This window comes from Candidatus Eisenbacteria bacterium, from assembly GCA_026388185.1.
In the GTDB taxonomy this organism is placed as follows: domain Bacteria; phylum Eisenbacteria; class RBG-16-71-46; order JAFGJU01; family JAFGJU01; genus JAPLKG01.
The window spans coordinates 110,847-123,525 of record JAPLKG010000003.1 but is presented as its reverse complement, the minus strand read 5'-3'; the positions used below and the strand labels follow the sequence as shown (position 1 = coordinate 123,525).

14 protein-coding genes are annotated in these 12,679 nt (G+C 56.1%); 8 read left to right on the top strand and 6 right to left on the bottom strand.

Annotation, left to right across the window (positions count from 1 at the left end):
* Positions 1 to 349: 349 nt before the first annotated feature.
* The 4 genes from NTX17_01335 to NTX17_01320 all read left to right on the top strand — a co-directional run bounded on the left by NTX17_01335 (position 350) and on the right by NTX17_01320 (position 2,332).
* Positions 350 to 580: a hypothetical protein gene (locus tag NTX17_01335; GenBank protein ID MCX5800022.1), complete on the top strand. Its 231-nt coding sequence runs from the start codon at positions 350 to 352 to the stop codon at positions 578 to 580.
* Positions 581 to 599: 19 nt separating this feature from the next.
* Complete coding sequence (locus tag NTX17_01330; protein ID MCX5800021.1) at positions 600 to 1,094, top strand: nucleotidyl transferase AbiEii/AbiGii toxin family protein; 495 nt, start codon at positions 600 to 602, stop codon at positions 1,092 to 1,094.
* Between the two features lie 66 nt (positions 1,095 to 1,160).
* A complete protein-coding gene (locus tag NTX17_01325) occupies positions 1,161 to 1,457 on the top strand; it encodes a hypothetical protein (GenBank protein ID MCX5800020.1) in 297 nt (98 codons plus the stop codon).
* Positions 1,457 to 2,332, top strand: a complete 876-nt coding sequence (locus NTX17_01320) for an acyltransferase (protein MCX5800019.1) — start codon at positions 1,457 to 1,459, stop codon at positions 2,330 to 2,332. Before NTX17_01325 ends, NTX17_01320 begins: the two co-directional genes overlap by 1 nt.
* Positions 2,333 to 2,447: 115 nt before the next feature.
* On the opposite strand, the gene NTX17_01315 is transcribed toward NTX17_01320, so the two are convergent.
* The 4 genes from NTX17_01315 to NTX17_01300 form a co-directional block, all read right to left on the bottom strand.
* Complete coding sequence (locus tag NTX17_01315; GenBank protein ID MCX5800018.1) at positions 2,448 to 3,119, bottom strand: hypothetical protein; 672 nt, start codon at positions 3,117 to 3,119, stop codon at positions 2,448 to 2,450.
* Between the two features lie 3 nt (positions 3,120 to 3,122).
* Positions 3,123 to 4,010, bottom strand: coding sequence for a hypothetical protein (locus tag NTX17_01310; GenBank protein ID MCX5800017.1), 888 nt, complete (start codon positions 4,008 to 4,010; stop codon positions 3,123 to 3,125).
* Between the two features lie 72 nt (positions 4,011 to 4,082).
* Positions 4,083 to 4,766, bottom strand: coding sequence for a hypothetical protein (locus tag NTX17_01305; GenBank protein ID MCX5800016.1), 684 nt, complete (start codon positions 4,764 to 4,766; stop codon positions 4,083 to 4,085).
* Between the two features lie 83 nt (positions 4,767 to 4,849).
* On the bottom strand, positions 4,850 to 6,184 hold the full coding sequence (locus tag NTX17_01300; GenBank protein ID MCX5800015.1) for a hypothetical protein: 1,335 nt from the start codon (positions 6,182 to 6,184) through the stop codon (positions 4,850 to 4,852).
* Positions 6,185 to 6,424: 240 nt separating this feature from the next.
* Between NTX17_01300 and NTX17_01295 the strand changes: the two genes are divergently transcribed.
* Positions 6,425 to 7,801 (top strand): radical SAM protein, encoded by a 1,377-nt coding sequence (locus NTX17_01295; GenBank protein MCX5800014.1) that lies wholly within the window; start codon positions 6,425 to 6,427, stop codon positions 7,799 to 7,801.
* A gap of 13 nt (positions 7,802 to 7,814) precedes the next feature.
* Here the strand turns inward: NTX17_01295 and NTX17_01290 are convergent, their stop codons facing one another.
* Positions 7,815 to 9,272: a trimethylamine methyltransferase family protein gene (locus NTX17_01290; GenBank protein MCX5800013.1), complete on the bottom strand. Its 1,458-nt coding sequence runs from the start codon at positions 9,270 to 9,272 to the stop codon at positions 7,815 to 7,817.
* Between the two features lie 94 nt (positions 9,273 to 9,366).
* Complete coding sequence (locus tag NTX17_01285; protein ID MCX5800012.1) at positions 9,367 to 10,038, bottom strand: hypothetical protein; 672 nt, start codon at positions 10,036 to 10,038, stop codon at positions 9,367 to 9,369.
* Positions 10,039 to 11,100: 1,062 nt separating this feature from the next.
* Here NTX17_01285 and NTX17_01280 point away from each other — a divergent pair.
* The 3 genes from NTX17_01280 (at position 11,101) to NTX17_01270 (ending at position 12,642) form a co-directional block, all read left to right on the top strand.
* A complete protein-coding gene (locus NTX17_01280; protein MCX5800011.1) occupies positions 11,101 to 11,667 on the top strand; it encodes a hypothetical protein in 567 nt (188 codons plus the stop codon).
* 16 nt (positions 11,668 to 11,683) lie between these two features.
* The gene (locus NTX17_01275) at positions 11,684 to 11,881 is read left to right on the top strand and encodes a hypothetical protein (protein ID MCX5800010.1); all 198 of its coding nucleotides are present in this window, start codon (positions 11,684 to 11,686) and stop codon (positions 11,879 to 11,881) included.
* 182 nt (positions 11,882 to 12,063) lie between these two features.
* On the top strand, positions 12,064 to 12,642 hold the full coding sequence (locus NTX17_01270) for a hypothetical protein (protein MCX5800009.1): 579 nt from the start codon (positions 12,064 to 12,066) through the stop codon (positions 12,640 to 12,642).
* The last annotated feature ends 37 nt before the right edge of the window (positions 12,643 to 12,679 follow it).

Sequence of the window (12,679 nt, the reverse complement as noted above, 5' to 3'; positions counted from 1 at the left end):
ACGGCCTGCCGCTCGCGGCGACAACTTGTACCCAAGAATGTAGCTGAAGCCCCTGAACCTGCCTGGGTTCGGGGGCTTCTGTCTGCGTGACCCGATCCGCTCAGGCGAGGCTCGACGCACCGCGGTCTCGGGTTGGTAGCGGGGGCCCGCTACTAACCAGCGACCTACGGCAAACCATCTGTCTCTTGCCCAATCAGCGCGCCCGATTGACACCCGTTGCGCTGACGTGTATTCTAGAGGCGTGCCGTAAAGGTGGGGCGTTGTTGAGCCTCGGATTCCATTACAGACCCGAGAGACAGATGCCGTTAGGCGCATCGTCAACAGCAGGAGAAACGGTCGAGGAGGCCCCGTGATACAAAATCCCAAACGACTTCAGATGCTAGAGAGAGAGCTGCTCAGGCGAGAGCGAACGGACGTTGCCAAGAATTTCCGCATTGTTGAAGCAATGTATGAAGAAGCAGTTGCACTCGGGATTCTTCCACTGAGGCACCCGTGTGAGGGGTTGGACGTTGCGATCAGAATTGCGAAGGCGGTCAACTGTGTTTCAAGGACTACTCACAAGAATAGCGAACGAGTTTAAGAGACAACGGATACCCTACATGGTAATAGGGGGTCAAGCAGTGCTTCTCTACGGCGAGCCTCGGCTGACAAAGGACATCGATATTACCTTGGGTATGGGAACCGAGGGCTTGAAGAAACTGCGAGGCGTTACCCGGAAACTTGGTCTTAGAACTCTGGTTGATAATCCGGCGGAATTTGTCTCAAAGACGATGGTGCTACCCGTAATGTATGACAAGACAGGAATAAGAGTGAACTTTATCTTCTCATTCTCCCTCTACGAGAAGCAGGCTATTGAACGAGCTGTTGACGTAACATTCGGTCGGTCAGTGGTCAAGTTTGCAGCTCTTGAGGATGTTGTTATACACAAGATAATCGCCGGCAGAGCGAGGGATTTGGAAGACGTGAAATGCATTCTCCTCAAGAACCGGCGCTATGATAAAGGCTACATCAGGAAGTGGCTGGGGGAGTTTGACGAATCCCTCAAGGAAGATTTCTCACGGACGTTCCGGAAAATCCTTCGCCAGACGCAATAAGGTCTCTCGCCAGGGCCTGTTTTGCCGATCCTCTACTGGGGCTACACGATCTAACTGGACTGCACGATGCCGTTTTGTCATTTCTGCGGGGCTGAGCTCGAAAATCGTAAGCCGGTGAGGACGGACGTCTGCTCTTCATGCGGCAGAGACGTGAAAGTGTGCCTCAACTGCATCTTCTACGACGAGGGGGCTCACAACAAGTGCAGGGAGCCGCAGGCAGAGTGGGTGAAAGAGAAGGATCGCGCCAACTTCTGCGAGTATTTTAGATTCTCGGGTCGACCCGGGAAGGGCGGAGTCTCGAGAGAGGGCTCGGCTAGGAAGAAACTGGACCAACTATTCGGCAAAGACCAGGAGGGAACCTAATGGCAAGAATCGTTAGATGTGGTCTCATACAGTGTAAATGCGTGAACACCTCGGGAAAGACAATCCCCGCCATCAAGAAGGCAATGCTCGATAAGCAGATGCCCCTCATCGAAGATGCTGCCAAGCGAGGCGTCAGGGTGCTCTGCTTCCAGGAGCTCTTCACGCTTCCGTACTTCCCGGCCGAGCAGGACATCAAATGGTACGACGCCGTTGAACGGGTGCCTGACGGCGAGACGACTAAGCTGATGCAGAAGGTGGCGAAAGAGAATGGCATGGTTATTGTCGTTCCCGTTTATGAAGAGGAGATTACAGGAGTCTTTTACAACACGGCTGCAATTATAGACGCCGACGGGAAGTTCCTCGGGAAATATAGAAAGACGCACATCCCTCACTGCCTGCCCGGGTTCTGGGAGAAGTTCTATTTCCGTCCCGGCAATCTGGGCTATCCGGTCTTCGAGACCGCGTACGGCAAGGTTGCCGCCTACATCTGCTACGATAGACACTTTCCCGAAGGCGCGCGCATCTTAGGTCTTGCCGGAGCCGAGATTGTTTTCAACCCTTCGGCGACGGTCGCCGGTCTGTCGGAATATCTCTGGAAGCTGGAGCAACCCGCGCATGCGGTGGCCAACGGGTACTTTGTGGGCGCAATCAACAGGGTGGGCGTCGAGGCTCCCTGGAACATAGGAGAATTCTACGGTTCGAGCTACTTCTGCGACCCGCGAGGACAGATACTCGTTCAGGGCAGCAAGGACAAAGACGAGCTTGTCGTCGCCGATCTCGACCTCGATCTTATCCTGGAAGTGAGGAGAACCTGGCAGTTCTACAGGGACAGGCGGCCTGACGCATACATGGAGCTGGTAGAAGACCTGCCGTAGAGGCACGCTCTTCAGCGGCCTCAAGTATCCGGTCTACGCTACGGCTCGCACTGTCACGTTAGCTTGCTTCGCTGGCCCGCCCAAACGTCGGTTCGCTCCTCCGGCGCATGCTTTCCTAGAACATCGTCGCCAGCCAGTCACCGAGATACTGCATCCTTCCCGTGAGTAGCGAAATTCTTGCCATCACCGTGTAACCGAATGCGGCGCCGAACGTGACCATCAGGAACCATATTCCGAGGCGGGACGCGGCACCGAACGCTCCAGAGTGCTCCTTGGAGAAGAAGAAGTAAATGAGCGCGGATATGACGCCGACCAGGAGTACCACCGACGAAAGGATGGCGCCGATCGAGATTCCTCCGTTTGTTTTCACGACGAGCGGGAGCATTGTGTTGTATATCTGTCCCACGAAATCGGACTGAAGGTATCTGGTGAAATTCGTCCCCGCGGCGTAACCGATGACGAAGGCCATCGCCCACCGCGAAAGCCAACTGATTTTTTCCACAAGTCGCGTCAGCATGAGAAGACCGAAGACCGCGGGGATGATGAAGTGATACTGAGGTCTCGCGTCCTCGGGCATGTTGACGATGCTCTTCACGGCGGACGGCCAGATGCGGGCGACGAGGTTGGGCATTAGCGTCGTCCAGATGCCTATCACCATCCAGTAGGCGGCGGAGACGCCCACGAAGAGATGCTCTGCGAACTTGTAGAATGGGTTGTCCTTGTAAAGGAAGCTGAATATCATCAGCGTGAGCAGCGCACCCAACCAGAGTTCAACGGTGTGGGCCATTTCCTAACCTTTCTTAGCTCGAGCCCGTTTTCTTCGTTCGCCGAAGAAGGCGACGTTGCCTATTATCACAAAAGCTATTATCACAAGATGCGCGATGGTCTGCGGTCCCATCAACTGGACGGCCTGCGCGCAATTGGCCTTGCCCTGGTACTGCGGATATGTTTTGACGAGGGTCGCCTCGTATTCCGCCGCGCCCTGAAGCCCGCCCATTAGGCCGAGCAACTGCCTCGGGTAGTAAGGGTAGAGCAGGGGCGCCTCGACGGCGGTGACCCCGGCTGCGACCGGTATGTCTCCGGGGTCGCCCGCGAACTGCACCCACTCCCTCACGCCGGGGAAGCCGCTTCCGATGCAGACGATGAGTGACATGTCAGTGAGATTCTGAACGTCCTTCATCATCTCGAAGTTGTCGATTGGAGTGCCGTGAACGTCTGTCGTGTACATGGCCTTCAAGTCGAGAAGTATTGCGTTGATGAGTCCCTGGTTTCCCGCCTTGAAGCCCAGGTTTATCCAATCCTTGCCGTAAACCTTGTTGGGGAAATCCGTGTTGATTACGTTGGCAATCAGGACGTCGGTTTGCGGCGGCCCGGTCGCCCACACGGCCATGAAATAGAGTTTCAAGTCTTTCTGGAGCGCGTGGCGCGCTATGGCCTCGGCCATCGGCTGGTTTTCCGGAGCCGTGCTCGGGCTGTAATCAAAGCTCACGAGCACTTTCGAGCCCGGGGGGAGCGCCTCCATCTTGTCGAAGATTGCCTCCACGATGGGAGAGGTACGTATGGTGAAGACCAAATGGAATACGAGAGGAATGATGACGGCGAGAGCGATGAGGAAGAAAATGATTCGCCTGTCTATCGAGTTCAGTATGTCGATTATGTCGCGCTTGCCCTTCGCCATCCTATTTTCGCTCTCCGACATCACAGAGTCTTTCACGCCATCTAAATGCTGTGTGACACGCCTCTCGCATCTCTATTTTCCTTCTCCGCCGAGGTAGGAGCGTTCGATTCCCAAGACCAGCTTGAGCGAAGTCGAGATGATGCCGAGGGCTATTCCGATCATGATGGCTCGCTGCCCGGCCATGTTAGGAAACGAGAGGATCCAGTTGCTCAGGTTCGGTATGTGAAGGAACTGCAAAGGCTGAGGGAGCCAGGCAGTCAGGGAATGACCGAGCGGTGTCCGGCCTATCAGTATGATGAACGCCGCGACCAGGAGAATCGTTGCTTCCCTGGTCTTTGCGCGGAAGGCCCTGTATGAGGCCGACGCAACAAAGAAGGCGAGTAGAGAAAACATGGTCGATTGGAGCGGCACAAACATAGCGTCGTACAGGAACTTGAACCAGCTCCCGTCTGCGGTCACGTCGCCCGTGAGTCCCGGCGGCCCGCCGATCTTGAAGGTGCCCACGATCATCATCACCATGAATCCCGCGACGGTCACGATGCTGTACTTCCAATCCCTCGCGCGCCTCCAGATCTTGTTTCCGTGAATCTTGAGGAGGTTGCCGCCGCCAAGAATGAAGGCGAACACTGCAATGAGATCAAAATAGATGGAGAAATTCTGATCCATCGTGTGGAATGGATCGTGCGGCACGAAGATGGCTGCTATCAGGGCGAAGCCAACGACGAAGGTTATGACAAGAGGAACTTGTACTCTCATGGTCGCTTCAAGAACCTAGCGAGTGTTGATCTCATCTCCAATGTGTCACTCCAGTGGTGCTCACGGTTCTGCGCGCGTTCACGTCAGAAGTTCAAAGAGAAAAGGTTCTTCAACCAGTCGCTAATGCCGACGACCGTCCCGTTTTCAGTGAGAGCTCCGACGGTTGCCACAAGCGTCCCAAGGATTATGAAGAACATTGCAATGCCCTTGCCCACGTCCTGACCCTTCAGGCTTCCGATCATTCTTTCGTCCTTGGAAAGGTACGCGCTTGCCGCGAAGAGTTCCTCGCCGATGAGCGTGTAGTCGCACGCTGCCACAAAAAACGGCAACTGAGTGGGCATGGCGGTGCCGGCGATCTGAATTGCGCCTATCGAGTTCCCGGTTTCGGCAAGGATGAGCGATTCCGCAAAGAAGGCCCCCATGTAGAAGCAAGCGGCGGGCTTTTCCCTAACCATTATTCCGTCGACGGCGGCGACGTAACCGAACTGCTCGTCCGTGATGTAATAAACGGAGTCGTCGTTGTAGAGGTCGGGTCTACCGACGCTCAGGTACGCCTGCTTGAGAGTTTCCCTGGCAGTGCTCATGACCAGCGAGCGGCTGACGGGCACGTCCAGCTTCGTTTCGTATTGCGCCGCCAGCTTTCCCACACTCGCAAGAATGCTAAGGCCCGCTACGGTTTGAACGTTGTCCATGTCCTGGATGCCGGGAATGAAAAGAATGGGTTTTCCCATCTCCGTCGCTCTTCCGACCGCTTCTTCAACCGCCTCGATGCCGGCGATTCTTCGTATGTACAGCTTCTTTCCGGCTTTGGCTTGATACACGTACAACAGTATGGCCACTGCGATGATGAGAGATATTACGAGCAAGTTCGCCTTGCGCGTACTGAACCACTGCTGCTTTGACACCGCGGGGCCTACGACGCCGGAGAAACTCAAGACCTCTCCGTCACCGATTGCGGCCACCTTGTAGTAGTAAGGAACCTGGTCCTGGACAGAAGTGTCCAAATACTCTTCGATCTGCAAAGCAACGGTGCTCACTGGTTCGAACTTGCCGTCTGGCGCCTCCGACCTCGCTATGACGTATCCCCTGACTCTTCCCGTGATAGGAATATCATCCACTGATTTTGTCCAGTGGATGGTCATCATTCCGCCTTGATCGCTCGGGGAGTCGAAGGCTTCGACGCTCGTGGGAGGGGCAGGGGGCGGGACCAGGATGGATTCCGGAACGACTGCCGTGGGGCCGGGGCTCGCCTTTGCTGAACCTGTCGTGGTTGCGGTGGCGCTGGCAAAAACGAGAGAGCCGGGCCGGACAAGAATAAATGCTATTGTGAGAAATGCTAATGGAAAGACAAGAGCAAGCCTAAGGACTCGTGGGCGGCAATTACGCTTCCTGTTTCGCTTCCCGCTACAGGGAGCCATGCGTTCTCCGTGCTGCAGAACCCCAGACGAAAAAACAAGAATGAGAAGACCCTCAAAGACTAGGTAAGTCAACAACGCCTGTCAACAGAAAACGGCGTTCGAGGACCGAGACCGTCGAACTCTTTGGGGGCGCCCCAAGAGCGTGTCCAACCGTTTCTTGTTTGTTCTCTCATTGACACACCGTAGTAGGAAGAGTAATATGGTGCGAAAATATTGATTTCAGCAAACAACGGGAACCCAATGAAACTGACGCTAATCTCGCCGTCGTTCAATCGTGACTTCGGCCTCACAAAGCAAAAGATCTTTGCGTTTCCTCCCCTGAACCTTCCGATCATTGCCGCGCTTACTCCTCCCGGAGTGGACGTCGAAATAGTGGATGAGAACATCGAACACTGGGATTATGACAAGAAGATGGCAGACCTCGTCGGTATCACGGCAATGACCGCCCAGGCTCCGCGAGCGTATGAGATCGCCACGGAGATGAGAAAGCGCGGTGCGAAGGTGGTGATCGGCGGGATTCATCCGACGGCTCTGCCCGACGAAGCTGCACGCTATGCGGACGCCGTCGTGGTGGGCGAAGCTGAGACAATCTGGTCGCGCGTGCTTGACGACTTCCGCGACAATAGACTGCAGTCGATCTACACCCAGGACGTCAGGCCCTCCCTCGTAAACATGCCGATTGCACGAAGGGAATTGCTCGACAACAAAGGCTACTTGTTCAAGAACACCATCCAGGTATTCAGGGGATGCAAGTTCAACTGTAGCTTTTGTTCCGTCTCTCGGTTTTTCGGTCGCAGCTACAGAATGAGACCCGTCGAAGAGGTGGTTAAAGAAATCGAATTCCTCAGAGGTTCTTCCGGATGGAGTCGTTTCTTTGGATTCCTGGACGACAACATTGCGGGCGATGAAAAGTACTCCGTGGAGCTCTTCCAGAAGCTCGTCCCACTGCATATCATGTGGGCGGGTCAGTCCTCGCTTGACGTCGTGGACATGCCTGGCATGGTGCCGCTCATGGCAAAGAGCGGGTGCAAGGCGCTCTTCATAGGATTGGAGTCTTCGAATCCGTCTTCGTTGAAAGAGGCCAAGAAAAAATGGCTTCGCCCGCAGGAATTTCGAGCGAAAATCGATTATCTCCACGACCACGGCATCATGGTGGAAGGTGCCTTCATAGTCGGATTCGATTCCGACGAAGAGACGGTTTTCGAAGAGACCGTCGAGTTTGCCGACAAGATTGCAGTAGACGCGGCCCAGTTCAGTATACTCACGCCGTTTCCCGGCACCGAGCTATTTTCCAAGCTCGATGGTGAGGGCAGGATATTCAATCGTGATTGGAGCAAGTACGGGGTTGACGAGGTAGTATACGAGCCCAAGAGGATTTCGCCGGAGAAGCTACAGGAAGGCTACCACTGGGCATGGAGAGAGTTTTATTCGCGGAAGAAGATAGCGAAGCGAGTATTGCGCGCGTACAAGAAATGGAAGAGCATGCTTCCGCTCTTGATTTTCCAGATGCAATACAGAACCCTCATGCACCACAGGGAAGAAATAAGAAATAGGCTTAATACGCGTCTGAGCACTGTGCCTGACGTTGTGCCTGACGCTGTGCCCGAGCCCTCCTAGGTTCCGTCCCGTCTCAGAACTTCCACTCTCTCTTGATTCCGTGGGCCGAGAGGTCTCTGTCCACGATGCTCTTCAGTTGAGAAAGAACCTCTTGGGGCATGGGGGGAACGATATGAGTCTCGAGGATCCTCTTCACCTCCGCCGACGCTCTCTCGAAGGCGGTGACGGGCTTACCTTCTGTTCCGGCTGAACGATCGATACCCGCTCCGGGGAAGAAACCTTCCTTCTTGAACCATTTCAGAGTGTGCTTGGATCTGAGGAAAGAAGTGTCGAGAGTCGCTTCCTTGAAGACCTCTCGGGCCAGGGTTTCCTCATTCACCGTTATACCATCCCTGAGCCTGTAAGCCATTCCGCAAATGTCGTTATCCAGAAAGAGCTTCTCCAGGCTCTGGCATTTCTCGAATTCCATCATCCCTACGCCAGAGACGACATTGATGCCGGCCAGCATGGCGAGTACTGCTCCGAGGCCGCTCTCGAGCCCCGCCTGATAGTCAACGGTTCTCGAATCACTCAATCCCATGTATGCGTGAGTGGGAACGCCGAGGGACTTTCCTACCTGAGAGAAGGCACAATCAATCATCATCGTCTCGATCGCTCCCATGGGGGTCGTGCCGTTGCGCATGTCGAAGAAAGCGGGCGAGCCGCCGTAAATGATAGGTGAGCCCGGACGCGCAAGCTGGTGAATCACAATTCCGCTCAAATTCTCTGCAGTGTGCTGGACGAGCGAGCCGGCGAGTGTAACGGGAGAGGTGGCGCCGGACAACGGCATGGAAACCAGTTCCGAGGGGATCCCCGACTTGCTGCAATCGATGAGACTCTGACACGTCAGATCACTCCACTTGAGGGGTGGAGACGGACACGCGTCGAAAATCGCCAATGGCTTTGCCTTGAGCGCCGCCTCGCTTCCTCTGACAGCGACGAGCATTTCCTTCATCACGGCGAAGCTCTCCTTGACGAAGGTCCCGGTGATGACGGGTTTGGTGGAACATCGCAGTGCCACGTACAGTCTCAATCTGTCCGACATCTCCTCGGGGACGTCGCTCGGAACGATGGCGGTGCTCTGTGCGCGGATGTGGGCCAGACTGTCCGCCAGTCTTCCGAGCTTTATGGCGTCGTCCACGAGCGGAGGTCTGCTCACGCCCTTCTCGAAATCGAAAATCTTGAGGGCTGCAGACCCTGGATCGAAATACGTGTTGTTTCCGGAGAGGTCAAGCGCAGGGTTCCCCTGCCTGTCGTAGATTTCGATTCGGCGCGGGCAGGTCTCGAGGCATTTCTCGACAAGCTCGGGAGGGAAGAGCACCCTTTTTCTCTCGGTGTCAGACGTTGCGCCCGCGTCTTTGAGAAGTCGTAAGGCCTCTTCGTTCTCGACAAAAACGCCCGTTTGCTCCAAGAGATACTTGGCCTCTTCGATTATTGGCGTAATGTCGCCGCCGGACAGAAATTCAACAAGCGGGGTTCTTGCGCTGTTCACGTCGTACCTCCTGGAGTCACGTTCCTCAGTTGTCATCGGGAAACGGCATCCGCGGGCAACCGGTCTCAGCACTCTGCTCGTTCTCGCGGGCTGCTTATCCTCGGGGCTCGCGTCTGAATTGGCAATCACTTCTTCCGCATCGTTTACACGCCGAGGTTGATCCCTCGGGTGACGATTCGCCGAGCAGTTTCACGGCAAAAGACACGGATTTTCTCGGGATCATCATATACGATTCTGTGAGAGAGACTCCAACCGACTCGGCCGGAAGAAGCCCAAATATGATTTCTTGCTCTTCGATTTTCCAGTGTCCGTACCCGGGACTTATCCTGGGAGCAGGATAAAGTGTGCCTCCCGCTGCCGTCTGGCATATCCTCTCATTGACGAAATCACATACTGTCTCGGTTAGCGATGAACCCGCGGCGTCAATCACGAGAGCGCGGGTAAGTTGTCCGGAATCGGAGTATCTCGAAACGCTTTCCTCGAGTAGCGGCCCGATCGTGCAGACCGCCAGGGCGATCTTTATGGCGGGCGAGTTGTCCTCTTCAAAGAGCGCGGAAAGAAAAGAGCCTTTAGGAAAGCTGTGTTTCTCAAATACGGAAGCTATCCCGGAGGGTCGCGCAAGTCCCTCTGCCTCTTGTATCGCTCCCCCCAGCATCCTTGCCAGTGCCCCGCCGGGTTTCTTGTCCCGCCCGTAGCCCAGCAGGCGCAATACATCATCGAGGTCCGTACTGACAGAGAAATCGGTATAGCGATTGGGTTCTTCCAAGGTTACTCCCCACGGACGAGACGCTCCCGGCACGATGCGGTCGATGGGATTGTATCGCTAATGACGAGTTTCGGCAACAGTTGGCCGTGCCGACTGGAGTCATTTGCAGGCGGTGTCGGCGTCGGCAAGGGCGTAGTCGGCTCGGTGGCGTGCTGTGGGTTCAGCGGAGACACCGCGGGCTTGCCCGAGGCGTTGGTTTTAGCCATTGCGCTCATTCGCGTCGTCAGCCGAGTGGGCAAAACCGGCCGCACGCGAAGGCGACACGGGGCGCGGCACTTTCCTATTGACAAGTATTTGCGTATGTGCAATAATATGCTCGGCAGATCAAACGAGGTCATTTTCTGCATTGAAGACAGTTTTGAAGTGCTTGACAGCGGTTGGTGTTCCACAGCAACCGGGGTTCAAAGGGTGACCCCGCAACTGCAACCAGAGCGATTGCGGTAAGAGAGCACGGATGATGCGCACACGAGGGACTTCCGAGTTTACCGTCCCAAGACCTCCATCGTCGCCGCTCTTTAAGGTCACCCTGCCCCGCCCCTGACCCGCTCAGTCGACAGAACAGGTGGAGCGGACAGAGAGGGAAGGGGGATAAGGAGACGGGGAGACGCACGCGGCCACTGTGCAGGTGAATCCAAGCGATCTCTTGGCGTGACGCCTAGGGAGGTGTGTGACCGGTGCTGATGTGGTGGGACGGCGCGAGCCCGGCGTGGGTGACTCGTGCCTGGAGAACGGCTCTGCTAGCCGCGTGGCGGTTGCTGAGGAAGCATCTGTTCTACGGGGTACTCTAAATAAGTGATATTGTCGCACCGAGTAGGGTGCGAGCTTCGTGCGGCACGATCTTTTGCGGCGAGGTTCTGTTGCCTGGCGCGATCTCGTGGAGCACAGCTTGTTTCGTGGCGCATTGTTGCGTTGCGTGTGGCTGGTTGCCGGCGTGTCTTGGCTCGCTGAAAGGTCGAGTTGGTGATGGGCGTGCGGTGGTCGATCGCGCGTGCTCGTCGCGCCGGCTTGCATTCTCAGGGGGTGTTGGTTGATCGGACCGGGGTTGGTAGGAAGGAGTGAGGGATGAGGAAGCTGGGGCTGATGTTGATTGTGACGCCGTTGGTGGTGGCGTCGCTTGTGTCGTTGTGTGATGCCAGGTTCTACGTGAGTGAGAAGGGTGCGAAGGTGTGGGTTCCGGCCGGAGAGGGGTGGGCGGTTGGTGGTTTCGGTAGGTGGGCTGTTGAGAAATTGCCCATGGTGATGCCTGAGAGACCTGCTGGTCAGGAGGGGCTTAGGCTGATTGAGTTGATGGTTAAGGAGCCTGGTGAGTGGCTGAAGTTTGGTGTGGGGTTTAGGAGTGTGCGGAAGGTGGTGTTCACGAAGGGTGCGAAGATCGTTGTGGTGGATAGGAAGGGGAATCGTCACGAGAGTGAGGGGTTGTTCTTCTGTCCGGATGAGGCGCAGAGCCAGGTGTATGACACGCGGAAGATGAGCGTGGTTGTGACGATGCACTCTGTGTACTGTCGGGCTGCCGATACGACGGCTCTAGGGACTGCGAAGTTCGCTGAGGGCAGTGTGCGTCCTAAGGACGTCGTCGAGTTTGAGGTGGTGGGTGCGGTCGGGGACAGCACGTATCGAGATACTGAGTGAGAGGAGGTGGGTTGGTGTGAGAAAGGTGATTCTTGTGGTTCTGCTGCTGTCGTTTTTGGTGCCGGTTGGTGTGGCTGTGGCGCTGCCGCTGGCGTGCGAGTATGCTGCGGAGACCGGAAAGTTAGCTGACTGGTTGTGGTGCGGGATGATCCTCGTAGTGCGTTGTATTCAGGCGGATAGTGGTGACGGTATCCCGGTTGATTGGCAGTATTGACCGTGCGGCTGTTGCATGAGGAAAACTGGCGTCAGCCAGTCTTCCTGGTGCAGCGTGTGATTGGTGGCCGGCGCGTCTTGGCTCGCTGAAAGGTCGAGTTGGTGATGGGCGTGCGGTGGTCGATCGCGCGCACTCATCGCGCCGGCTTGCATTCTCAGGGGGCTGGAGGGAGGTGGCTCGAGATGGGACTGTCGCGTTCTGTGTTGTGTGCGTGTGTGGGTGTTGCTCTTGTGGTCGGTGGGTTCCTGGGGCTTGTTGTTCCGTGTGGCGACGTCGAGGCTTGGAGAGCTGATGAGAAGAGAGTGAGTTGGGCGGCGCCGGACAGCTCGTGGAGGGTGATCGGGTTTCGGCTGTTCGATCGTGAGAGGCTCCGGAAGTCTGTTGAGGGGAGGCCGGACAGGGTTGTTGGGTGGCTGGTGTTTGAGGAGATAGCGAAGAATGAGGGTGTGTGGTTGGCTTTTCGAGTGGACCTTGTTCATGTTAAGAGTGTGACGTTCACTAGGAACACGAAGATCGTTGTGAGGGACAGAGAGGGGAAGAGGGTTGAGAGTGAGGGGGTGTGTTTCTGGCCGGATCGGTCGCAGACGAGCGTGTATGACTCGAGGACGTCGCCGGTTGTTGTGTCGCGTAATGCTGTGTGGTGCGGGTCGGACCGTTGGGGGCCGTGTGGCGCGGTGAAGTTCCGGGCGGGGAGTGTGAAGCTGGGTGACATAGTGGGTTTTGAGGTTGTTGGAGCGATCGCGGACGGAGGAGGGATGTAGCTGGAGTGAGAGGAGGTGGGTTGGCATGAAGCGTGCT

Bases quoted from the DNA above. Each gene is read 5' to 3' on its own strand.
- NTX17_01330 (MCX5800021.1), top strand. From the start codon at position 600: ATGGTAATAGGGGGTCAAGCAGTGCTTCTCTACGGCGAGCCTCGGCTG.
- NTX17_01325 (MCX5800020.1), top strand. From the start codon at position 1,161: ATGCCGTTTTGTCATTTCTGCGGGGCTGAGCTCGAAAATCGTAAGCCG.
- NTX17_01320 (MCX5800019.1), top strand. From the start codon at position 1,457: ATGGCAAGAATCGTTAGATGTGGTCTCATACAGTGTAAATGCGTGAAC.
- NTX17_01315 (MCX5800018.1), bottom strand. From the start codon at position 3,119: ATGGCCCACACCGTTGAACTCTGGTTGGGTGCGCTGCTCACGCTGATG.
- NTX17_01310 (MCX5800017.1), bottom strand. From the start codon at position 4,010: ATGGCGAAGGGCAAGCGCGACATAATCGACATACTGAACTCGATAGAC.
- NTX17_01305 (MCX5800016.1), bottom strand. From the start codon at position 4,766: ATGAGAGTACAAGTTCCTCTTGTCATAACCTTCGTCGTTGGCTTCGCC.
- NTX17_01300 (MCX5800015.1), bottom strand. From the start codon at position 6,184: ATGGCTCCCTGTAGCGGGAAGCGAAACAGGAAGCGTAATTGCCGCCCA.
- NTX17_01295 (MCX5800014.1), top strand. From the start codon at position 6,425: ATGAAACTGACGCTAATCTCGCCGTCGTTCAATCGTGACTTCGGCCTC.
- NTX17_01280 (MCX5800011.1), top strand. From the start codon at position 11,101: ATGAGGAAGCTGGGGCTGATGTTGATTGTGACGCCGTTGGTGGTGGCG.
- NTX17_01270 (MCX5800009.1), top strand. From the start codon at position 12,064: ATGGGACTGTCGCGTTCTGTGTTGTGTGCGTGTGTGGGTGTTGCTCTT.